Below are 21,563 nucleotides of genomic sequence, written 5' to 3'. Positions count from 1 at the left end.
CATCGGCAGGAACCGGCAGCGGGCCCGCACAGCGGCCCGCTGTCTTGCCATAAAGGACCCACTCAATGACGAGCGAGCGGACCGACAGTGGCCAGGGCGACTGTCCAACGGTCGAGAATCCTCCTATGACGGATGGCATGAAAATCCTGATCATCGAGGACGATCGAGAGGCCTCGGACTATCTCATCAAGGCGTTCCGGGAAGCCGGCATCGTCGCCGACCATGCCCGTGACGGCGAGACGGGCCACCATCTGGCGATGGAGAACGACTACGACGTTCTCGTCATCGACCGCATGCTTCCCAAGCGTGACGGCCTGTCGATCGTCTCCGACATGCGGGCGCGCGGCAACGACACGCCAGTCCTCATTCTCTCCGCGCTGGGGCAGGTGGATGACCGGGTCACGGGCCTGCGGGCGGGCGGCGACGACTACCTTCCCAAACCCTACGCGTTCTCCGAACTGCACGCGCGCGTCGAGGTGCTGGCGCGCCGAAAGTCCGGCCAGCGCGAAAGCGAGACGCTCTACCGCGTCGGCGATCTGGAACTCGACCGCCTGTCGCACGAAGTCAGGCGGGCCGGCAGGGAGATCACGCTTCAGCCACGCGAATTCCGCCTGCTGGAATATCTCATGCGCAATGCCGGCCAGGTCGTGACCCGCACGATGCTGCTGGAGCACGTTTGGGATTATCATTTCGATCCACAGACCAACGTCATCGACGTCCACATTTCACGCCTGAGAGGCAAGATCGAGAAGGACTTCGATCGTCCGCTGCTGCGCACCGTGCGTGGCGCGGGCTACATGATAAAGGCCGAGGGCTGAGCCGATGCGCCGCCTTCGCGCGCTCTTCCGCACAACGGCCGTCCGCCTGTCCGCGCTTTATCTCGGTCTTTTTGCCGTCTGTGCAATCGCGCTTGTCTTCTATGTGACGGCAATGTCGGGCAATCTTCTGCGTGCCCAGACCCAGGAAGCCGTCGTCAATGAATTGCGGTTTCTTTCCCGTGGCTACCAGTCCGGCGGCATCACGCGGCTCGTGCGCATGGTCGACCGCCGGTCCAGGCAGCCGGGTGCCGGTCTCTACACGATCGCCGCGCAAAACGGCGAAATTCTTGCCGGCAACGTGGCGTCCCTCCAGCCTGGCACGCTGGACCGCGAGGGGTGGACATCGATTCCCTTCAGCTACGACCGTTACACCGACGAGACCGACAGCGCGCGCCGCCAGCACGAGGCGCTGGCGCAGATCGTCTTTCTGCCGAATGGAATGCGGCTTCTCGTCGGCCGCGACCTCGGCGAGCCGGAGCTGTTCCGCAATCTGGTGCGGCGTGCCCTGGTGATCGCATTGGCGGTCATGTGCTTCGGTGCGCTCGCCATCTGGTATTTCATCGGCCGCCGCGCCCTGCAGCGGATCGATGGCATGAGTCAGGCCAGCCAGAAGATCATGGGCGGAGACCTTGCCCAGCGTCTGCCGGTCGGCGGCTCGGGCGATGAGTTCGACAGGCTGTCGGAATCGCTGAACGCAATGATCGCCCGCATCGAACGCCTCAACGAGGGTCTGCGCCAGGTCTCCGACAACATCGCCCATGATCTCAAGACGCCGCTGACGCGTCTTCGCAATCGCGCCGAAGCCGCGCTGGCCGGGGCGGAAACGACCGAGGCCTATCGCCGGGCGATGGAAGAAGTGATCGACGAGTCCGATCAACTCATCCGCACCTTCAACGCACTGTTGATGATCGCGCGTGTCGAAGCGGGATCCCAGGTCGCCGAACTGCAGACCGTCAGTCTGAGCGACATCGCGGCTGATGCAGCCGAACTCTACGAACCGGTGGCCGAGGATGCCGGAGTTCGTTTTTCCGTCGACGTGAAGGCGGGTGTCTCGGTCAAGGGCAACCGGGAACTGGTCGGGCAGGCGCTCTCCAATCTCATCGACAACGCCATCAAATACGCAGGCGGGGGTGAGGCGGCCGAGATACGCCTGTCGGTCGAGGACGATGGCGAACGCGCCGTTCTGACCGTCGCCGACAACGGCCCCGGCATCCCGGCGGAAAAGCGTGACGAGGTGATCGAGCGTTTCGTGCGCCTGGACGAAAGCCGAACCAAGCCGGGCACCGGTCTCGGCCTCAGCCTGGTCGACGCCGTCATGGCGCTGCATGGGGGACGGCTTGAACTCGCCGATGGGATTGGCAACGATGCGTCCCGCGTGACAGACACTCCCGGATTGACGGCAAGGATGATATTCACGCGCAACTGACATGCTATTCGGGAGGTCAATCGGTGGGCAAGACAAGGGTTGAGACAGTCAAGCTGTCGGCTATCACCGCCAATCCCCTCAAGCCTCTCACCAAGGCGGAGGAAAAGACTGCCCGGTCGTCCTTGAAGGAGATGGCGGCGGCCAGCGACACGCTGGCGGCACGCCTCGATGCCAACGAGACGCTTGGCGCATTCCTGGTCTGCGCATTCACCCTGTCACCCTATCTGCGCGACACTGCAGCGTCCGATCCCGATGCGCTCGCCGCGATCCTGGATATGGATGTGGCAGCCGGCTTCGACACATTGGCCGCAAAGGCGCGGCAATCCTGGCGCCCGGACGAGGACGAACCGGTCAGCGAAGCCGAACTGATGACACGGCTGCGGCGGATCAAACGGCAGGCTTCGCTGGGCCTTGCCCTGTGCGACCTTGCCGGGATCGCCGGACCGGAATTGACAACCCGCAGTTTGAGCACGGTCGCGGGCGCGACGCTTGCAGCGGCGATCGATCACCTTCTCCTGTCGCTCGACGATGCCGGGAAGGTGACGCTGAAGGATCGCGCCGATCCGTCCAGCGCCTCCGGCCTCATCGTGCTCGGCATGGGCAAGCTGGGCGCCGAAGAACTGAACTACTCTTCCGATATCGACATCGTGCTGTTCTTCGATCCCGATGCCGGCATTCTCAAGGATGAGGGTGAAGGGGCCGATGTCTTTTCCAAGATGGCCCGCCGACTGGTGCGAATCATGCAGGAGCGCACCGGTGACGGCTATGTCTTCCGCACCGATCTGAGGCTGCGTCCCGATCCGGGCTCCACGCCGCTGGCGATCCCGGTCGAGGCGGCACTGAACTACTACGAGGCGCGCGGCCAGAACTGGGAGCGCGCAGCCTTCATCAAGGTACGCCCCGTGGCCGGCGACATCGCCGCCGGCGAGGCGTTCTGCCGCGAACTCATCCCGTTTGTTTTCCGCAAGTATCTCGATTACGCGGCGATCTCCGACATTCACTCCATCAAGCGCCAGATCCACGCCCACAAGGGCTTCGGCGACATCGCGGTCAAGGGCCATAACGTCAAGCTTGGCCGTGGCGGTATTCGCGAGATCGAATTCTTCGTCCAGACCCAGCAATTGATCGCCGGCGGCCGCATGCCGGCGCTGCGCGGTCGGCGCACCGATGCGATGCTGGACGAACTCGCCAAGGCGAGGTGGATCGACAAGAAGACCGCTGAAACGCTGACCGAGGCCTATTGGTACCTGCGCGATGTCGAGCATCGCATCCAGATGGTCCATGACGAGCAGAGCCACACGCTGCCCGAGACCGAGGCGGAGCTGAAGCGCATCGCGCTGATGGTCGGCGAGAGCGATACGAAGTCGTTCGCGGCTGCCTTCGTCAAGCGGCTGAAGACGGTCGAGCGCCACTACGCCGAGCTCTTCGAGCACGAATCCCATTTGTCCGACGAGGGCAATCTTGTCTTCACCGGCGAGGGTGACGATCCCGACACGCTGAAGACGCTGGCGCGGCTCGGATTCGAGCGCCCGGCGGATATAGCCAAGATCATCCGAACCTGGCACTACGGACGATATCGGGCAACGCAATCGGCCGAAGCGCGCGAACGGTTGACCGAGCTGACGCCGCAGCTGCTGAAGACCTTCGGCCAGACCAAGCGCGCCGACGAAGCGCTGCTGCGTTTCGACAGCTTCCTTTCCGGTCTGCCGTCCGGCATCCAGCTCTTTTCGCTGATCGGCACAAATCCCAATCTCTTGTCGCTCATCGTCACCATCATGGCGTCTGCTCCCAGGCTCGCGGACACCATTGCGCACAAGCCGCATGTTTTCGACGGGATGCTCGACCCGGCGCTGCTCGCCGAGCTTCCGACGCGCGATTACCTGGCCGACCGTCTGGGCGCGTTTCTGGCCGGCGATTTCGCTTATGAGGAAATCCTCGATCGCCTGCGCATCGTTGCTGCCGAGCAGCGCTTCCTGATCGGCATCCGTTTTCTGACAGGTGCGATAACTGGGGTGAGGGCGGGGCGTGCCCTGACAGATCTTGCCGACCTGATCCTCGAGACCACGTTGAAGGCGGTGACTGACGAGGTGGAGGCTGCGCATGGGCGGGTGCCGGGCGGCCGCGTTGCCCTTGTTGGCATGGGCAAGCTCGGCAGCCACGAGATGACGGCCGGTTCCGACATCGACATGATCCTTATCTACGACCACGACAAGGACGCCGACGAATCCGACGGGGCCAAGCCGCTCGACCCGCCGCGATATTTTACCCGCTTCACGCAGCGCCTGATCGCCGCGCTCTCAGCGCCGACCGCCGAGGGCGTCCTTTACGAGGTGGATTTGCGCCTGCGCCCGTCCGGCAACAAGGGACCCGTCGCCACCAGCATCACGTCTTTTGAGAAGTATCAGCGCGAGGAAGCCTGGACCTGGGAGCACATGGCGCTGTCGCGCGCGCGCTGCGTGGCCGGCGAGGAAAGCCTGGTCGCCGACGTCGAGCGTGTCATCACGAAGGTGCTGGCAACCGACCGCGATACGAAGAAGACGGCGGCCGATATCCTCGACATGCGCAAGTTGATGGACGAGGAAAAGCCCCCGCGCGACGACTGGGATCTGAAGCTCGTGCCGGGCGGCCTCGTCGACATCGAGTTCGTCGCGCAGTATCTCGCATTGACGGTGGCGAGCAACGACAGCGACCGTCCGGTTCACACGCTCGATGTGCTTCAGGCGCTCGGGCCAAAGGTGCTGCCCGCCGACCAGTGCGACACGTTGACAAGGGCGCTCGTGCTTCAGACGGAGCTCTCGCAGATGATCCGTCTCTGCCTCGACAGCGATTTCGACCCGGAGGATGCACCGGCGGGCCTGATCGATCAGCTCTGCCGGGTGGCCGAGGCACCCGACATGAAGACGCTGACGTCGGACCTTGGCGATCTTCAGGAAACTGTCCGCCGCATTCTCCTGATGGCGGTCGCTGCCGAGGGTTCCAAGTCGCACAAGGCGCGCAAGCGCGCCGAGGGCTGAGGAAGGCGGGCCGAACCTTACGCAGATGTAATGCGCCAGTCATCCCGCGTTCATTCAGCGGCATGCACCATCGCGTGCATGAACTTCGCCTGCTCAAGGCATGGGTTCTGATCTGCCGGGCGACCGGTGCAACCGATGTCCTGCGCATGCGCGGACATCCGCTGCCTTGGCCTTTGCCGAGGCTTCAAGGAGCTAAAGACCGATGACGATTGCAAAGAAATCCGCCCTTGTCCTGTTGATCACCGTGCTGGCCGGCACGTCGAGCTTCGCCATCGCACAGGCGCAGAGCAACGACGATGCCGAGGCGCCCTCGGTCGCCGAACCTGCTGGCGAAGGCGACGCCGCCGCTGGGATGCGCGGTCCCGGTCGACGGGCCGATCGTATGGTCCGGCGCCTCGACACGGACGGGTCGGGCGATATCAGTGTCGAGGAATTCGGCGAGCGCCGTCTTGGATGGATCATCGATGCAGACGAGGATGGCGACGGGGTTCTCTCCATGGAAGAAATCACCGGCGCGATCGAACAGCGTCGTCAGGAGCGCCGCGAGGCTCGTCTTCTGCGCCGTTTCGACATCGACGGCGATGGCGAAGTGACCGTAGCGGAACTGGAGCGCCAGCAGGAAAAGCGCTTCGCTCTCATGGATCGCGACGACGATGGTGTGCTGTCCGGCGAGGAAATGCAGCGCCGCGGCATGGGCCCGCGAGCCGGTCACGGCCGGATGGGTGGTCACCACAAGGGTGGCATGGGCTGGCATCACAGCCGCTGAGCCCGATCCAAGCGAATGTGAAGGCGCCCGGCCAGTAGTCTGGCCGGGCCTTTAGGCGACCCAGGCTTCCAATGCGCCGGTTTCATTGGCGAAGGAGATGAGGGCAGGGCGCTTAGGCTGATCGGTGACGGGAATGCGGATCGAGACGATCGTTCCGACATTCTCGCGCGACTTGATGCGCATCGTCCCGCCATGCAGTTCGGTCAACGACCGTGAGATCGCGAGCCCGAGACCCGACCCGCCATTGGTCCGCGAGAACTGGTTCTGGACCTGCTCGAAGGGTTGCCCGATCTTCTTCAAGGCCGACTTCGGGATGCCGATGCCGGAATCGGCGATCGACAGAACGACCGTGCCCGAGACCTTGCGGGCACTCACGGCGATCTCGCCGCCCTCGCCAGTGAATTTCACGGCATTCGACAGGAGATTGAGCAGGATCTGCTTCATGGCGCGCCGGTCTGCCGGCAGCGCAAGGCCGGGTTGAACCTTCTGATGCACGATGATCCGCTTCTTCTCCGCCGGAATCGCCGTCAGCCGCATCGTTTCCTCGATCAGCGGCGCGAGATCGATCGCGTCCCGGTCGAGCTTCATCTGGCCCGCCTCGATCTTCGACATGTCCAGGATGTCGTTGATCACGCCGAGCAGATGCGATCCGGAATTGTGGATGTCGCGCGCATATTCGACGTATTTCTCCGATCCGAGCGGTCCGAACATCCCGTTCTGAAGGATTTCGGAGAAGCCGATCACCGCGTTGAGCGGCGTGCGCAATTCGTGCGACATGTTGGCCAGGAACGCTGATTTCGCCTGGCTGGCGGCTTCCGCCTTTTCCTTCTCCGCCGCATAGCTTGCATTGAGCTCGCTGAGCTTGACGGTCTGGCGCTGCAGCTTGACGCGCGAGTTCGATAGATCGCCGATCGTCGCCATCAGACGCTTTTCCGATTCAGCAAGGCGTTCCTGCTGACGCTTCAACTGGGTGATATCGGTGCCGACCGAGACAAGGCCGCCATCGCGCGTGCGCCGCTCGTTGATCTGCAGCCAGCGCCCGTCGGCCAGTTGCACTTCGCTGGTCTGCGACTGCTGCTCGGTCGCGCCATCGGCCATGCGCCGCTCGATCACCGGGCGGGTGGATGCGGCATAGACATTGGCACGCGGCGTGCCGGGCTGCAGAACCTCGTCCGGCAGGCCATAGATCTTGCGGTAGTTGGAGTTGCAAAGGACGAGTTCATCGTTCTTGTCCCACACGACGAAGGCTTCCGACGTGCTCTCAATCGCCTCGAACAGGCGCTGGTCGGCCTCCGCGGTTTTCTGGACCAGCCGGTGCTGCTCGGTAACGTCCATGGCGATGCCGATCAGGTGGGTTTGCGTCGACGAGCGGTCGATGACCTGCGCGCGCGCCCGCATCCAGACATAGTGCCCGTCGGCGTGGCGCATGCGGAAGACCTGGTCGACCTGCTTCGTCTCGCCCCGCGCGATCGACCGGGCGATGGAATAAAGGTCGCTGTCGTCCGGGTGCATCAGCCGGATCGCATCGCCGAAGGAGAGCACGCAATCGCGTGGGGGCAGCCCCAGCATCTCGTACATCGACCGCGACCAGTACATGCGCCCGCGCGCCATGTCCCAGTCCCAAAGGCCGCACCGCCCGCGTGACAGCGCGGTATCGACCCGCATGTGCGATTCCATGTAGATGTCGTCGGCGTCCCGCGCCCGCGTCGCCTGGCTGAAATAGGCGTAGAGAAGCACCAGGAGGACGGCGGAAGTCGCGGCGAACAGCGTCACGTTCAAAGAAACGGAGCGGCGCCAGTCTTCCATGATCGGCTGCGTGGGCGACATGACGATGACCGAGCCGGCCGCATCCGGCAGGTGGGTGAGCGCCATCAGATAGGTCTGACCGCCATGCTCTGTCTGGGTCACGCCGGCGCGGCGTCCGAAGCGCCACAGCGGAGAATTTTCAGGCGCCAGCGTATGAACCGAGCCGCCGACGAAATTGGAACCGGCCGCCGTCGCGCCGCGGATGCGCCCACCGGCATCGCCGACGAGAACCAGCCGGCCGTCTTCCAGATGATCGGTCGGCAAGAGCCGGTTCAGTCGTGCTTCGGTGGAAAACCGGCCTTCTTCGCCGATCGCGGTCTTTTCGGCAAAGATTGCCGCCGTTGCAGTGGCCGTCAGCAGGGTAGCCTGCTCGGCCGTCTCCAGCGCCGCTTCGCGCCCATGCATCAGATCGACGAACCGCGCCGCCGCGACAAGCGCCAGGAACGCGACGATGAGAATGGGTATCGACCGCTTCAGGAACGGCTCGGCCTGCACCAGGTGCCGATAGGTCGGTTTGGCGAACAGCTTGGCGTGTCCAGCCAGCCCGGCCTCCCACGACCCCGTTCCCCGAAACTTGGGCAAACGCAGCCCTTCGGCCGCGCGTGTCGGTTGCGCCTCCGCCATGAATCCCGCTTTCCCCTGGACCGATTCGGCTACCGCATCTCCGAATCTGACTCAATGAATCAAAGCTGATTCCGCTTGTCCAGAGGAAAGTTGGGCGAAGTGGATGGCGCGCAAAATTTCAACCCAGGGTTCGTTTGACGATGTCGCGAACATCGGTGGAAAGCGGCTCCTTTTGCGCGATCGACCGGAGCGCATCGCTTGCATGCGCCTGTCGCACGGGCTCCAGCGATCGCCATGACCGCATGGCTGTCAAAAGCCGTGCCGCGACCTGCGGGTTCTTGCCGTCGAGCGCCGTCACCTGTTCGGCGAGGAACACATAGCCGGCGCCGTCGGCGCGGTTGAAGCCGGTCGGATTGCCCGCCGCGAAAGCGCCGATCAGCGCGCGAACCCGGTTGGGATTCGACAGCGAGAAGTGCCGCGTTTCCATGAGCGCCTTGACCCTCGAAAGGGTTGCCGGGCCGGGGGAGGTGGCCTGCACGGTCAGCCATTTGTCGATAACCAGCGGGTCGGCCGCAAACCGTTTCTCGAAGGCCTCCAGCGCCTCGCGCGCCGCCGGCGTCTCGGGAAAGTGATGCACGAGGAGCGACAGGGCACCACTAAGGTCGGTCATGTTGTCGGCCTTGCCGAACGCCTGGAATGCGCGCGCCGGATCGCCCTCGGCCAGCGACAGGTGATGCAGGGCAACGCTGCGCAATGCGCGCCGGCCGGCGCTATCGGCATCCGGTGAAAAGGTGCGTCCGTCATACATCGCCTCGAAAATGGTGCGGAAAACGTCCGCACCTTTTTTGGCGATGTCGGCCGCAATCATGTCGCGCGCCCGGTGGATGGCGTCGGGATCGATGTTGTTGCCGATTTCGCGTGCCACGTCCGCCTCGCTCGGCAGCGTCAGCGCCTGCGCCCTGAAGGCAGGCTCCAGGCGATCGTCGGCGGCCGTCTCGACAAGCGCCGTGACGAGCAGCGGATCGCAAGCGATCGGCTTGTTGCCGTCCGCTTGGCGGGTCGCCTCGATCAGGACGCGCAGCGCAAAATCGTTGAGGCCCTGCCAGCGTGCGAATGCATCGCTCTCATGGCGTGCGATATGCGCGAGATCCTCGCTCGTCTGCTGGAAATTGAGCGTGATCGGCGCGGAGAAGCCACGATTGAGCGAGAGGACCGGACGCCGCGCAACCCCTTCGAAGACAACGCTCTGGCGACGTTCGGTGAGGTGCAGCACGTCGCCCTCGATCCGCGCGCCCTTGACGGCATCTGTCGCCGCTTCGCTGCCATCCTCGTCCAGAAGCGCAAACCGCAGTGGTATGTGCATGAGTTTCTTGGTTGGTTCGCCCGGCGTCTGGGGCACCGATTGTTCGAATTCAGCCGTTAGTCGTGCGGCATTCGCATCATGATGCAGCGAGACGCTGACCGCGGGCGTGCCGGCCTGCCGATACCAGATTGCGAATTGCGAAAGATCGGCGTCATTGGCATCTTCGAACGCCTTGATGAAGTCCTCGATCGTCGCCGCCTCACCGTCGTGGCGCTCGAAATAAAGGTCCATGCCCTTGCGGAAACCGTCGGCGCCGAGGATGGTCCGGATCATCCGGACCACTTCCGAGCCCTTCTCGTAGACCGTCGCCGTATAGAAATTGTTGATCTCGCTGTAGGTCACCGGCCGCGGTGGATGGGCCAGCGGGCCGGCGTCCTCGGGAAACTGATGCGCTTTCAAAAGACGCACCTCGGCAATACGCTTGACCGGCCGCGAGCGCTGATCGGCCGAGAATTCGTGGTCGCGGTAAACCGTCAGCCCTTCCTTGAGGCAAAGCTGGAACCAGTCCCGGCAAGTGATTCTGTTTCCTGTCCAATTGTGAAAATATTCATGGGCGATGATCGCCTCGATGTTGGCGTAGTCCTGGTCGGTTGCGGTGTCAGGGTCGGCAAGCACGTATTTGTCGTTGAAGACGTTGAGCCCCTTGTTCTCCATCGCCCCCATGTTGAAATCCGAGACCGCGACGATCTGGAAGATATCGAGATCGTATTCCCGTCCGAACACCTCCTCGTCCCAGCGCATCGAGCGCTTGAGCGCATCCATCGCGTAGGCGGCACGCGCTTCCTTTCCGTGTTCGACGAAGATCTTCAGCACCACCGGCTTTCCGGTCATGGTGGTGAATTCGTCCTCGACGACCCCGAGGTCGCCGGCGACGAGCGCGAACAGATAGGACGGCTTGGGATGCGGGTCGTGCCAGACGGCGAAATGCCGGCCGTTACCGAGATCGCCGCTTTCCACCGGGTTGCCGTTGGACAGAAGCAGCGGCGCGTCCTTCGTCTCGGCTTCCATGCGCACGGTGTAGACCGATAGAACGTCGGGGCGGTCGAGGAAATAGGTGATACGGCGAAAACCCTCCGCCTCGCACTGGGTACAATAAACGCCCGACGAGCGATAAAGGCCCATGAGCTGGCTGTTGGCGGAAGGATCGATCTCGGTCTCGACGGTCAGCGTGAACGTCTCGCTTTCGGGCAGGTCGTGCACCGTCAGCATTTCGGGCGTGGCCGTGTAGCGCTGCTTCTCGGCCGGCGCATCGCCGATGGCAAGCGACACGAGATTGAGCCCATCGCCATCAAGAACCAGCGGCGCGTCCGAGGCCGCCCCGGGCCGTCGCCGCAGCGTCAGCTGGCTGATGACACGGGTCGCCTGCGGCGCGAGCCGAAACGTCAGCGACACGGCATCGATGATGAAATCCGTTGGGCGATAGTCTTCCAGATGGAACACCTGGCCGGTGTCAGTACGCATCGCTCGACCTTTTCCTTCTTCTCGTCATGCTGGGCTTTTAGGGGTTCTGGCCCAAGGCCTTTCCTATAGAAACGCCCGATTGGAGGGAAGGCCGCGACGCTTGTACCCGCATTCTGCGGCGAGAATTTTGCCGGGGGCACTCGACATTTCGCTGCTCCATTTTAACTTAAGACAGGAGAGCCCGTCGCTCGCCGCTCCGGCGGGCACCACGTCACGCCGCGACCGCGGCCTCATCGCTTGACCAAGACAACAGGACAGCTTCATGAATATCGCTACACCGAAGTTCGGAGTGGGTGCGTCTGCGCTGCGCAAGGAAGATCTGACGCTCCTGAAAGGCGAGGGCCGCTTTACCGACGACCTGAAGCGTGACGGCGCGCTGCACGCCTATGTCCTGCGTTCCCCGCAGGCTGCAGGCGCGTTTTCGATCGGCTCGCTTGATGCTGCGCGCAATGCGCCGGGCGTGCGCCTCGTGCTGACTGCAGCCGACGTTGCACATCTCGGACCCGTGAAGTGCCAGGCCAAGGTCAAGCAGCCCGACGGCAAGGAGCATCCGATCCGCGACATTCCGCTTCTCGCCGATGGCTATGTGCGCCATGTCGGTGACGCGGTCGCATTTATCGTCGCCGACGAACTGGCGCAGGCCCAGGATGCCGCCGAGCTGATCGAGGTCGATTACGAATTCGATGATGCGCAGGTCGACCTCGCGACCGCGCTGGATGAAAATGCGCCACTCGTCTGGCCCGAACTCGGTTCCAACCAGGTCTACCTGTTCGAAAACGGTGACAAGGAATCAACGAAGCGGGCGTTCGACGCCGCCGACCACGTCACTTCGATTGCCTTCATCAACAACCGTCTCGTCTGCAACTACATGGAAGGGCGCGCCTGCCTCGCGGAGTGGGATGGCGCTGACGAACGCTTCACATTGACCGTGGGCTCGCAGGGCGTTCATGGCATTCGCAACACTTTGGCCAACCACGTCTTCGACATGCCGGCTGACAAGATCCGTGTCGTCACGCACGACGTCGGCGGCGGTTTCGGCACCAAGGGCTTCAACTATCGCGAATATCCGCTCGCCATGGAGGCGGCGCGCAAACTGGGCCATCCGGTCAAATGGACCAGCGACAGAACCGAGCATTTCCTCGCCGACGCCCATGGCCGCGACAATCTCGTGCGGGCCTCCATGGCGATGGACAAGGATCGCCGCTTCATCGGCCTCAGGATCGAGATCGACGCCAATATGGGCGCCTATCTGCACACCTACGGTCCAATGATCCCGATCCTCGGCGCGTCGATGGCGACCGGTGTCTACGACATCCAGAATCTCGATCTTTCGATCCGTGGCATCTTCACCCACACGACGCCGGTCGATGCCTATCGCGGTGCCGGCCGGCCGGAGGCGGCGTTCCTCATCGAGCGTCTGGTGGATGCTTGTGCCCGTGATCTTGCCATGGAGCCGGACGAGTTGCGGCGTCGCAACTTCATTCGTCCAGACCAGTTTCCGTACAGGACACCCGGCGGCCGATCCTACGATGTCGGCGAGTTCGAAGGCCACATGAGCGAGGCCATGAAAAATGCCGGTTGGGCCGATTTCGAGGCACGCCGCACCGAGGCAAAGACAAAGGGCAAGCTGCGCGGCATCGGCATGGCGACCTATATCGAGGCTTGCGCCTTTGCCGGATCCGAACCGGCGCATGTAAGGCTGAATGGCGATGGCACGGTCACGCTGTTCATCGGGACCCAGGCGAACGGCCAGGGACACCAGACCGCCTACAGCCAGTTCGTCGCCGACAAGATCGGCATCGATTTCGACAAGATCATCGTGCGCCAGGGCGACACCGATGAACTTGCCTCGGGCGGTGGCACCGGCGGATCCCGTTCGATTCCGCTCGGCGGCGTTTCGGTCTCCCAGGCCAGCGAGGTTCTGGCCGAAAAGATCCGCAAGCTCGCCGCCGATGAACTGGAGGCCGGACCGGACGACATCGAACTCGTCGATGGCGAGGCGAGGATCGTCGGAACGGACCGGGTCATCAGCTTTGCCGATGTGGCGAAGGCTGCGAGCGACCCCGAAGATCTCAAGGCCGTCTCCGATATCAAGCAGGACGAGGCGACCTATCCGAACGGAACGCACATCGTCGAACTCGAGATCGACGAGGAGACCGGCCAGCTCGACATCCTCAAATACACGATCGTCGACGATTTCGGGCTGACCGTGAACCCGGTGCTCCTGATGGGCCAGGTCCATGGCGGCGTGGTGCAGGGCATTGGCCAGTGCATCGGCGAACAGGCCGTCTACAGCGAGGATGGCCAGCTCATCACGGCATCCTTCATGGACTACATGATGCCGCGGGCCGACACGGTGCCATTCATCGACTTCAGCACCCGAAATGTGCCCTCCACCACCAACGCAATGGGCATCAAGGGCGCGGGCGAGGCCGGCACGATCGGAGCATGTCCCGCCGTCATGAACGCCATCATCGACGCACTCGAAAAGCCGCTCGGCATCCGTCACGTCGAAATGCCGGCGACACCTGACCGCCTATGGGCTCTGATCGACGGCGCCGGCGGTTCTGTTTCGCCGACGCTGGGATAATGCTAGCATCACATCGCTTATGAAAGCGGAGTTGATCATATGACCCGAGCCATGGTTGAGACGATTGAAGTCGACGCCGATCTTGCAAGCCGGCTCCGCGAGGAGGCCGACAAGGCGGGCATGTCCGTATCGGCGCTTGCGGGCGAGTTGCTGCGCCTGGCGCTCGAAAGCCATGAGCCGCAGGAAGAACCGGAACCCGGCTACGATGCATTCCTCCGCCGCAAGGTGGAGCGCGCGCGCGAATCGCTGCGGCACGGTCGATTCCGCTCGCATGAAGACGTGATGACCGACATCGATCGGCTCCTTCACAAACAGCGGGAAGCCACGCCCCAGTGGAGGTAATATGGGCACCCGAGGCCGAGGATGACCGTCGTCAAAGGCACGCGCGAAATCATTCCTCATCGAAGCTATCGCGTGGTCTACGAAGTGCGCGACGACAGGGTACAGGTGACGGCAGTCGTCCACACGGCGCGGCAGTGGCCGCCAGAGGACGGCCTCTTCTGAATATCCCTGCCATTACCACGGATGAAGACATTCGCCAGCCAGCCTTACGATTTCATTCGTCACGCGCGGGGCGAATCCGCTATCACGAAACGCGGGCGATGGCCGCCCCGAGACAAGCCCGTGACCGCCGCACCCAGGCCAGACAAAGAGTCCGCGCCAGAAAAGCCCGCGCCGCCAGCCGCAAAGGTTGAAGCAGCCTCGGCTCCCGCCGCTATGCTGCCCGACCGGGAGGCAACCACAGGCATCGTGCTCAAGGTCGCATCGGTGGCCGTCTTCGTCGGAATGTCGACCTGCATCAAGGCCGCGGGCGAGGGCATCCCGGCCGGTCAGATTGTCTTCTACCGCTCACTTTTCGCGATGGTGCCGATTCTCGCGTATCTCGCCATGCGCGGCCAGCTGCGCACGGCATTCCAGACATCCGATCCGCTGTCACACATCCTGCGCGGCATCGTCGGGGTCGCTTCAATGGCGTGCGGCTTTTATGGCCTGACGAAGCTGCCCCTGCCGGATGCGATCGCGCTCGGCTACGCCATGCCGCTGCTCGCGGTGGTGTTTGCCGCCGTCTTCCTGGGCGAAGTGGTGCGGGTCTACCGCTGGACGGCGGTGCTCGTTGGCCTTGTCGGTGTCGTCATCATTTCTTGGCCCCGCCTGACGCTTTTCGACAGCGGGGCGGGCGGTACGGAGCAGGCGCTTGGCGTCGTGGCGGTGCTCGTCTCGGCCTCGCTCGGCGCCGTGGCGATGATCCTGGTGCGCCGACTGATCAAGTCGGAGCGCACGCCGACGATCGTGCTGTATTTCTCGCTTTCGGCGACGGTCCTGGCGCTCCTGTCCATGCCCTTCGGGTGGGCCGCTCTTGACGCGGGTCGCGCCGCGCTGCTCATCGGTGCCGGCTTCTTCGGCGGCCTTGGGCAGATCCTTTTGACCCAGTGCTATCGCTACGCCGATGTCTCTACGATCGCGCCCTTCGAATACACGTCCATCATTCTCGGAATCGCCATCGGCTATGTCCTTTTCGACGACGTGCCGACGCTCTGGATGCTGGTGGGAACGATGATCGTCGTCGGGGCCGGCATCTACATCATCTGGCGTGAACACAGGCTGGGGCTGGAGCGCCGCGGCGCCCGCAAGCTGGTGACGCCGCAAGGCTGATCCGAGCAGACTTGGCCCGAAGCCTCGGCCCCAACGCCGCCGCCTATCTGTCGGCGACGGCTCCTTCCTGCTCCGCCGCCATATCCACGCGTGGATCCAGCTCGTAGGTCTGCGGGGTCTCGCCCGTGCCGAACGGGATCGCCCGGAAATCGGATCGATCGTCCGCACTCGGCATCGGCCGACGCGTGGTGCGATAGAACGCGTAGAGCGCATAGAGCGCGAACGCGCCCGCAATCGTCATGAACAGGGCCGATGGCCCAATCAGATCCATGACGCCACCGGTCACGATCGGTCCGGCCATCGTGCCGAAGCCGTAGATGATGAGGAGGCCGCTCGAGACCTCGACGAAGGCGTCGGGGTCGGCATGGTCGTTGGCATGCGCGACATTGAGCGAATAGATCGGAAAGAGAACCGAGCCGAGAAGGAACATGGCCGTGAAGAAGACGAGGCGGTTGTCTGCGCCGAGAAGGGCGGCGGCGAGCGACAGTGTCAGCCCAACGAGGCCGGCGAAGATCATCACATACCGCCGGTCCATGCGGTCGGAGGCGCGCCCGAGCGGGATCTGGAAAACGGCGCCGCCGATCATCGCCGCCGCGAGCATGGCCGCGCCCTCCGTCGTCGTCAGTCCGTTCTGCTGGGAATAGACCGGGCCGAGATTGCTCCAGGAACTGGCGATGGCGCCCGCCAGGATCGCGCCGACGACCGAGGCGGGAGAATTTCGGAAGAGCTTGCGGATGTCGAGTTTCACCTGGCTCAGCGGCTGCGGCGACTGCGCGCTCGAAAGGCCGGTCGGGATGACCGCGAAACTGTAGACGATCGCGCTGACGATGAAGAGCGATGCGGTCATCATGTCGCCGAGCGGAACGGTGAATTGCCCGATCATCAGGCCGAGCATCGATATCGTCATATAGACCGAGAAAACCCCGCCGCGCGTTTCGTTCGTCACGCGTTCGTTGAGCCAGCTTTCGATGACCATGTAGCCACCGGCGATCGAGAAGCCGGCCACCGCGCGAAACGCGATCCAGGCGACGGGATGGATGACCAGCGCGTGGAGCAGAAGCGAGATCGACATGAGCGTCGCCAGAACCGAGAAGACGCGAACATGCCCCACCCGCAGCACCAGGCGTGGTGTCAGCAGGCAGCCTGCCGTAAACGCAACGGCATAGCCGGTCGCCATCATCGAGATCGTCAATGTCGACCAGCCTTCCGCCACTGCGCGAAGAGGCAGCAGGTAGCCTGAGAGCCCGCCGGCCATCAGCATGAGAAAGGCCGAAAAAAGCAGGCTGGCGATCGGCAGGATGTTGGTGACCATGAGCGTGCCGTTGTGTGTTGTTGTTTTCGTTGCGGGTCAGCGAAGCGGCCACCCGTTCGGAAGGGGATGGCCGATGTCGCGCCCTGCCTGCGAAATCGCACGAAAACAAGGCGGGCGCGTAACCGTTTCGCGACAAACCCAGGCGTTTTTGCGAGATGGTCTAATTTAGCTTGATGGAATGTCTGGCCGCGGCCGAATTTCCATTTCGTCCATCCGCGCCCTGAGCGAAAGAAAGTCCTTCCAGGCCAGTTTCTTGTGCGCCGGGTTTCGCAGAAGGTAGGCCGGGTGCAGGGTCGGAAGCGCCGGATAGACGCGCTCGCCCACGGCATAGTCGCTCCAGGTGCCGCGCAGCGAGAGAATGCCGCGCGTCGTCTCCAGCATTCCCTTGCTCGAAACATTGCCGAGGAAAACGACGATCTTCGGGTCGATCAGTTCGATGTGTCGCTCGGTGAAAGGGCGGCACAGCGCCAGTTCGTGCGCCGTCGGTGTCCGGTTGCCGGGCGGGCGCCAGAAGATCATGTTGGTGATGTAGGCGCTTGTCCGGTCGAGGCCGATCGCGTTCAGCATCCTGTCGAGCATCTGCCCGGCCTTGCCGATGAAGGGCAGGCCCTGGATATCCTCCTCGCGCCCCGGCGCTTCGCCGACGAACATGATCGCCGCATCCGGGTTTCCGTCGGCAAAAACGGTGTTGCGGGCACTGTGGCGCAGATTGCACCCGGTGAAGGCGTCGAGAGCGGCGCGCAGCTCCTCAAGCGAAGTCGCTTGCCGCGCCGCCGCACGCGCATCCGTGATTGCCGCCTCGTCGGGCACGGCGATCGCCGGCGTGGGAGACGACTGGATCACCCGGCCACTTCCCGGTCCCGCAGCGGGCAGGGCCCCGCTGGCACTTGCCGTCTTGGCGCGAGCGCCTGGTTCGGCCGATGGCTGCGCTTCCGCCGACGTGACGATCGGCCCCGGACGGCTGGCGCGCGCGGCCTCGCTGTCGACGAACCGGTCGTGCGGCATCTCGTCGATCAAACAGTCCACACCGGCATCGGCATAGAAGCGCAGGAGCGCCGCAAGCTGGCCCGGCTGAAATTCTGCGGGATCGTGTGTCGCCATGGCGCGTTGATACGGCATCGCAGGATGCCAGGCAAAGGGAAAGCGATGTCGACGCGTTACTAACTTTTACGTTAAGGTAAGTTATTCGTCGCAGGCGATCGGGTCGACAAGGCCACCACCTTTTGCGATGGAGAATGGATGAGGATTGCCGATCGAGCGATCGGCTTTTGACCGGTGAGGGCTGATAATGAGCGAGACGACTTCGCAGAACGAGGAAAGCGTAGAGCGCGAGAGCATGGAGTTCGACGTCGTGATCGTCGGAGCCGGTCCAGCCGGTCTGTCGGCCGCCATCCGGCTCAAGCAGCGCAATCCCGATCTCACCGTGGTCGTGCTCGAAAAGGGCGGGGAAGTCGGCGCGCACATCCTGTCGGGCGCCGTGGTCGATCCGATCGGCGTCGACCAGTTGCTGCCCGATTGGCGCAGCGACCCCGACCATCCCTTCAAGACCCCCGTCACCGACGACCAGTTCCTGTTGCTTGGCCCAGCAGGGTCGATGCGGCTGCCCAATGCCCTCATGCCGCCGCTCATGAACAACCATGGCAATTATATCGTGTCTCTTGGCAATGTCTGCCGCTGGCTCGCTGCCAAGGCGGAGGAACTGGGTGTCGAGATCTATCCCGGTTTTGCAGCCGCCGAGGTCCTTTATGATGCCGAAGGGGCCGTCGTTGGTGTTGCGACGGGAGATATGGGCGTCGAGCGCGATGGTTCGAAAGGACCCAACTACCAGCCGGGCATGGAACTCCACGGAAAATATGTGCTGATCGGCGAGGGCGTGCGTGGTTCGCTCGCCAAGCAACTGATCGGCAGGTTTTCGCTTGCCGACGAGCGCGAACCGCAGAAATACGGCATCGGTCTCAAGGAACTGTGGGAAGTCGATCCCTCCAGGCACAAACCCGGCCTCGTCCAGCACTCCTTCGGCTGGCCGCTCGACCGCAAGACCGGCGGCGGCTCGTTCCTCTATCATTTGGAGGACAATCTCGTCGCCGTCGGTTTTGTCGTCCACCTCAACTACAAGAACCCATACCTTTCGCCTTTCGAGGAATTTCAGCGTTTCAAGACGCATCCGCGGATCAAGGACGTCTTTGAAGGCGCCAAGCGCGTTTCCTATGGTGCACGAGCGATCTCCGAGGGTGGCTACCAGTCGGTGCCGAAGCTGGTCTTCCCTGGCGGTGCGCTCATCGGCTGCTCGGCCGGCTTCGTCAATGTGCCGCGCATCAAGGGCTCTCATAACGCCATGCTGTCCGGCATGCTTGCAGCCGAGCACGTCGCGGACGCGCTCGCCACCGGCCGCAGCAACGACACGCTCGATGGCTACGAGAACGCCTGGCGGGACTCCGACGTTGGCAAGGACCTCAGGAAGGTGCGCAACGTCAAGCCGCTCTGGTCGCGGCTCGGCACCCTCGGCGGCGTCGCTCTTGGCGGTCTCGACATGTGGCTGACGACGATTTTCGGCGGCTGGTCTCCCTTCGGCACCCAATCGCACGGCAAGCCCGATCACGCCTGCCTGGAACCCGCCAGGGCCCACAGCAAGATCGACTATCCCAAGCCGGATGGCGTGCTGACATTCGACCGCCTCTCCTCGGTCTATCTATCCAATACCAACCATGCGGAGGACCAGCCGGTCCATCTGCAGGTCAAGGACATGGAACTGCAGAAGGACTCCGAGTGGCGCGTCTACGCCGGCCCGTCTGCGCGCTACTGCCCGGCAGCTGTCTATGAGTGGGACGCCGAAGGCGAGGAGCCGCGCTTCGTCATCAACGCGCAGAATTGCGTGCACTGCAAGACTTGCGACATCAAGGATCCCAACCAGAACATCAACTGGGTTCCGCCCCAGGGCGGAGAAGGTCCCGTCTACCAGAACATGTAAGCGTTCAGGCGGGCAGTTAAGAACCTGCGCATTTTCAAACACGCTGAGGGAACCGCATTTCCGTTCACGCATTGTGAATGGGAGTGTGGGGACGTTCAACGCAGACTTTCAATCGACAACATCCCCATGGCCTTTTCCAAAGCAGGGGACTTCGCCAGATGACACGACAGGTAGAGACCGGACCGCTCGGACCCTTTCCACATGTGAGCAGGCCGGTCTTCGCTGTGTCGGCGCTCCTGATCGTCGGCTTCATCATCTTCGGGGGTATCTTCACCGAAACCGCCAGCACGCTGTTCCTCGGTGCGCAATCGGCCATCGCCGATTATTTCGGCTGGTTCCTCATCATCACCGTCAACATTGCCCTGCTGCTCAGCCTTTACGTGGCTTTCGGCCGGTTCGGCGACATTCGCCTCGGTGGCCAGACGGAGACACCGGAATATGGCCTGCTTTCCTGGACGGCTATGCTGTTCAGTGCTGGCATCGGCATCGGTCTTCTTTACTGGGCGGTCGCTGAGCCGCTGTTCCATTTTTCCTCGCCGCCGATCGCCGAGGCCGAAAGCGTCGAGGCGGCCGAGCAGGCGATGACGCTTTCCTTCCTGCACTGGGGTCTGCACGGTTGGGGCATCTATTGCATGGTGGGGCTGGCGCTGGCCTATTTCCACTATCGCCAGGGCCTGCCGCTCTCCATCCGTTCAGCGCTCTATCCCCTGATCGGAGAGCGCATCTACGGCGGCTGGGGTCATGCCGTCGATACGCTGGCAGTCTTTGGCACCATGTTCGGCATCGTGACCTCGCTCGGTCTCGGCGTGATCCAGATCAACGACGGTCTCGGAAGTCTGTTTGGCGTCGGCGACAACATCGGCCTGCAACTCCTGCTCATCGCCATCATCACCGGGATTGCCACCTTCTCGGTCATGATGGGGCTGGACGCCGGCATCAAACGGATCAGCGAGATCAACATTTATCTGAGTTTCGCTCTGCTCGCCTTCATCGTCGCGACCGGCCCGACGCTCTTCATCTTTGACAGCTTCATCGAAAACGTTGGCAACTATCTCAACGATATCGTCTATTTCAGTTTCTGGGGCGAGGCCTATTCGGGCACCGACTGGCAGGTCGACTGGACGATCTTCTATTGGGCGTGGTGGATTTCCTGGTCGCCTTTCGTCGGGATTTTCATCGCTCGCATCTCGCGCGGGCGCACGGTGCGCGAATTCATCCTCGGTGTGCTCTTCGTCCCGACCGCAATCTTGTTCTTCTGGTTCACAGCCTTCGGCGGAACGGCGCTCAACATGGAAATGGCTGGCGATCCGGGGCTGATCGCTGCGACCAACGACAGCTACGGTGCTGCCATCTTTCAGCTTCTGCAGTTCTTCCCGCTGACCAACGTCATCACAGTGGTGGTGATCCTGATGATCATGCTGTGGTTCGTCACCTCGTCGGACAGCGGGAGCTTCGTCATCGACATGCTGACGGCGGGCGGCCATTCCAACCCGCCGAAGATCCAGCGCCTTTTCTGGGCGATCACGGAAGGCTGCATCGCGGCGGTCCTGCTCGTCGCTGGCGGTCTGGAAGCCTTGCAGGCCGCTGCCGTCGTCGCCGGCTTCCCCTTCGCCTTCGTCATTCTTGTTCTGATGTATGGCCTGATGCGCGGGCTCGGCCGCGACAAACTCGTGCTCTACCGCTACGACCAGTGGTATCGCACCGAGAAGGAGGCCGAAGCCAATGCGCCGGACGCCTATGCCGGCGAAAGCGCTCTCGAAGGCCCGCCCGAGCTTGCAAAGGAAACGTGATCGGATGGCAATCGGCGCGGTGGTGCTGCCTC

Annotated in this window: 14 protein-coding genes; 10 read left to right on the top strand and 4 right to left on the bottom strand. The window is 63.1% G+C overall.

Features of this window, described 5'->3' with window-relative positions:
• Nucleotides 1-125: 125 nt before the first annotated feature.
• The 4 genes from CN673_RS04660 to CN673_RS04645 all read left to right on the top strand — a co-directional run bounded on the left by CN673_RS04660 (nucleotide 126) and on the right by CN673_RS04645 (nucleotide 6,024).
• The gene (locus CN673_RS04660; RefSeq protein ID WP_280951166.1) at nucleotides 126-818 is read left to right on the top strand and encodes a response regulator transcription factor; all 693 of its coding nucleotides are present in this window, start codon (nucleotides 126-128) and stop codon (nucleotides 816-818) included.
• 4 nt (nucleotides 819-822) lie between these two features.
• Complete coding sequence (locus CN673_RS04655; RefSeq protein WP_099865100.1) at nucleotides 823-2,244, top strand: sensor histidine kinase; 1,422 nt, start codon at nucleotides 823-825, stop codon at nucleotides 2,242-2,244.
• A gap of 23 nt (nucleotides 2,245-2,267) precedes the next feature.
• Nucleotides 2,268-5,258, top strand: a complete 2,991-nt coding sequence (locus CN673_RS04650) for a bifunctional [glutamine synthetase] adenylyltransferase/[glutamine synthetase]-adenylyl-L-tyrosine phosphorylase (protein ID WP_099865099.1) — start codon at nucleotides 2,268-2,270, stop codon at nucleotides 5,256-5,258.
• Between the two features lie 202 nt (nucleotides 5,259-5,460).
• Nucleotides 5,461-6,024, top strand: a complete 564-nt coding sequence (locus CN673_RS04645; protein WP_099865098.1) for an EF-hand domain-containing protein — start codon at nucleotides 5,461-5,463, stop codon at nucleotides 6,022-6,024.
• A gap of 51 nt (nucleotides 6,025-6,075) precedes the next feature.
• Here the strand turns inward: CN673_RS04645 and CN673_RS04640 are convergent, their stop codons facing one another.
• Together CN673_RS04640 and pepN are read right to left on the bottom strand one after the other, a co-directional pair.
• Nucleotides 6,076-8,454 (bottom strand): PAS domain-containing sensor histidine kinase, encoded by a 2,379-nt coding sequence (locus tag CN673_RS04640; protein WP_099865097.1) that lies wholly within the window; start codon nucleotides 8,452-8,454, stop codon nucleotides 6,076-6,078.
• A gap of 118 nt (nucleotides 8,455-8,572) precedes the next feature.
• Nucleotides 8,573-11,218, bottom strand: a complete 2,646-nt coding sequence (gene pepN / locus CN673_RS04635) for an aminopeptidase N (protein WP_099865096.1) — start codon at nucleotides 11,216-11,218, stop codon at nucleotides 8,573-8,575.
• Nucleotides 11,219-11,480: 262 nt separating this feature from the next.
• On the opposite strand from pepN, the gene CN673_RS04630 reads away from it, so the two are divergent.
• The 4 genes from CN673_RS04630 (at nucleotide 11,481) to CN673_RS04620 (ending at nucleotide 15,461) form a co-directional block, all read left to right on the top strand.
• The gene (locus tag CN673_RS04630) at nucleotides 11,481-13,808 is read left to right on the top strand and encodes a xanthine dehydrogenase family protein molybdopterin-binding subunit (RefSeq protein WP_099865095.1); all 2,328 of its coding nucleotides are present in this window, start codon (nucleotides 11,481-11,483) and stop codon (nucleotides 13,806-13,808) included.
• Between the two features lie 51 nt (nucleotides 13,809-13,859).
• Nucleotides 13,860-14,150 carry a ribbon-helix-helix protein, CopG family gene (locus CN673_RS04625; RefSeq protein ID WP_099865094.1) on the top strand — a complete coding sequence of 97 codons (291 nt, stop codon included), beginning with the start codon at nucleotides 13,860-13,862 and terminating at the stop codon, nucleotides 14,148-14,150.
• Between the two features lie 21 nt (nucleotides 14,151-14,171).
• Entirely contained in the window at nucleotides 14,172-14,312 is a 141-nt protein-coding gene (locus CN673_RS20695; protein ID WP_114149036.1) for a type II toxin-antitoxin system RelE/ParE family toxin, read from the top strand.
• A gap of 213 nt (nucleotides 14,313-14,525) precedes the next feature.
• Nucleotides 14,526-15,461, top strand: coding sequence for a DMT family transporter (locus CN673_RS04620; protein WP_099865093.1), 936 nt, complete (start codon nucleotides 14,526-14,528; stop codon nucleotides 15,459-15,461).
• A 43-nt stretch (nucleotides 15,462-15,504) separates the two neighbouring features.
• On the opposite strand, the gene CN673_RS04615 is transcribed toward CN673_RS04620, so the two are convergent.
• Together CN673_RS04615 and CN673_RS04610 are read right to left on the bottom strand one after the other, a co-directional pair.
• Nucleotides 15,505-16,773: an MFS transporter gene (locus tag CN673_RS04615; protein ID WP_099865092.1), complete on the bottom strand. Its 1,269-nt coding sequence runs from the start codon at nucleotides 16,771-16,773 to the stop codon at nucleotides 15,505-15,507.
• A 165-nt stretch (nucleotides 16,774-16,938) separates the two neighbouring features.
• Nucleotides 16,939-17,892 carry a uracil-DNA glycosylase gene (locus tag CN673_RS04610; RefSeq protein WP_245409788.1) on the bottom strand — a complete coding sequence of 318 codons (954 nt, stop codon included), beginning with the start codon at nucleotides 17,890-17,892 and terminating at the stop codon, nucleotides 16,939-16,941.
• Between the two features lie 169 nt (nucleotides 17,893-18,061).
• On the opposite strand from CN673_RS04610, the gene CN673_RS04605 reads away from it, so the two are divergent.
• Both CN673_RS04605 and CN673_RS04600 read left to right on the top strand, forming a co-directional pair.
• Nucleotides 18,062-19,741, top strand: coding sequence for an electron transfer flavoprotein-ubiquinone oxidoreductase (locus CN673_RS04605; RefSeq protein WP_099865091.1), 1,680 nt, complete (start codon nucleotides 18,062-18,064; stop codon nucleotides 19,739-19,741).
• 158 nt (nucleotides 19,742-19,899) lie between these two features.
• Nucleotides 19,900-21,531 carry a BCCT family transporter gene (locus tag CN673_RS04600; protein WP_099865090.1) on the top strand — a complete coding sequence of 544 codons (1,632 nt, stop codon included), beginning with the start codon at nucleotides 19,900-19,902 and terminating at the stop codon, nucleotides 21,529-21,531.
• Nucleotides 21,532-21,563: the final 32 nt, after the last annotated feature.

The sequence above is a fragment of the Neopararhizobium haloflavum genome, from assembly GCF_002750855.1.
Taxonomy (GTDB): domain Bacteria; phylum Pseudomonadota; class Alphaproteobacteria; order Rhizobiales; family Rhizobiaceae; genus Georhizobium; species Georhizobium haloflavum.
This window is presented reverse-complemented; position numbering and strand designations above follow the sequence as displayed.

What these genes read in the sequence shown, in the direction of transcription:
- CN673_RS04660 (WP_280951166.1), top strand. Translation starts at nt 126, where the DNA reads ATGACGGATGGCATGAAAATCCTGATCATCGAGGACGATCGAGAGGCC.
- CN673_RS04655 (WP_099865100.1), top strand. Translation starts at nt 823, where the DNA reads ATGCGCCGCCTTCGCGCGCTCTTCCGCACAACGGCCGTCCGCCTGTCC.
- CN673_RS04645 (WP_099865098.1), top strand. Translation starts at nt 5,461, where the DNA reads ATGACGATTGCAAAGAAATCCGCCCTTGTCCTGTTGATCACCGTGCTG.
- CN673_RS04640 (WP_099865097.1), bottom strand. Translation starts at nt 8,454, where the DNA reads ATGGCGGAGGCGCAACCGACACGCGCGGCCGAAGGGCTGCGTTTGCCC.
- pepN (WP_099865096.1), bottom strand. Translation starts at nt 11,218, where the DNA reads ATGCGTACTGACACCGGCCAGGTGTTCCATCTGGAAGACTATCGCCCA.
- CN673_RS04630 (WP_099865095.1), top strand. Translation starts at nt 11,481, where the DNA reads ATGAATATCGCTACACCGAAGTTCGGAGTGGGTGCGTCTGCGCTGCGC.
- CN673_RS04625 (WP_099865094.1), top strand. Translation starts at nt 13,860, where the DNA reads ATGGTTGAGACGATTGAAGTCGACGCCGATCTTGCAAGCCGGCTCCGC.
- CN673_RS20695 (WP_114149036.1), top strand. Translation starts at nt 14,172, where the DNA reads ATGACCGTCGTCAAAGGCACGCGCGAAATCATTCCTCATCGAAGCTAT.
- CN673_RS04620 (WP_099865093.1), top strand. Translation starts at nt 14,526, where the DNA reads ATGCTGCCCGACCGGGAGGCAACCACAGGCATCGTGCTCAAGGTCGCA.
- CN673_RS04615 (WP_099865092.1), bottom strand. Translation starts at nt 16,773, where the DNA reads ATGGTCACCAACATCCTGCCGATCGCCAGCCTGCTTTTTTCGGCCTTT.
- CN673_RS04610 (WP_245409788.1), bottom strand. Translation starts at nt 17,892, where the DNA reads ATGCCGTATCAACGCGCCATGGCGACACACGATCCCGCAGAATTTCAG.
- CN673_RS04605 (WP_099865091.1), top strand. Translation starts at nt 18,062, where the DNA reads ATGAGCGAGACGACTTCGCAGAACGAGGAAAGCGTAGAGCGCGAGAGC.
- CN673_RS04600 (WP_099865090.1), top strand. Translation starts at nt 19,900, where the DNA reads ATGACACGACAGGTAGAGACCGGACCGCTCGGACCCTTTCCACATGTG.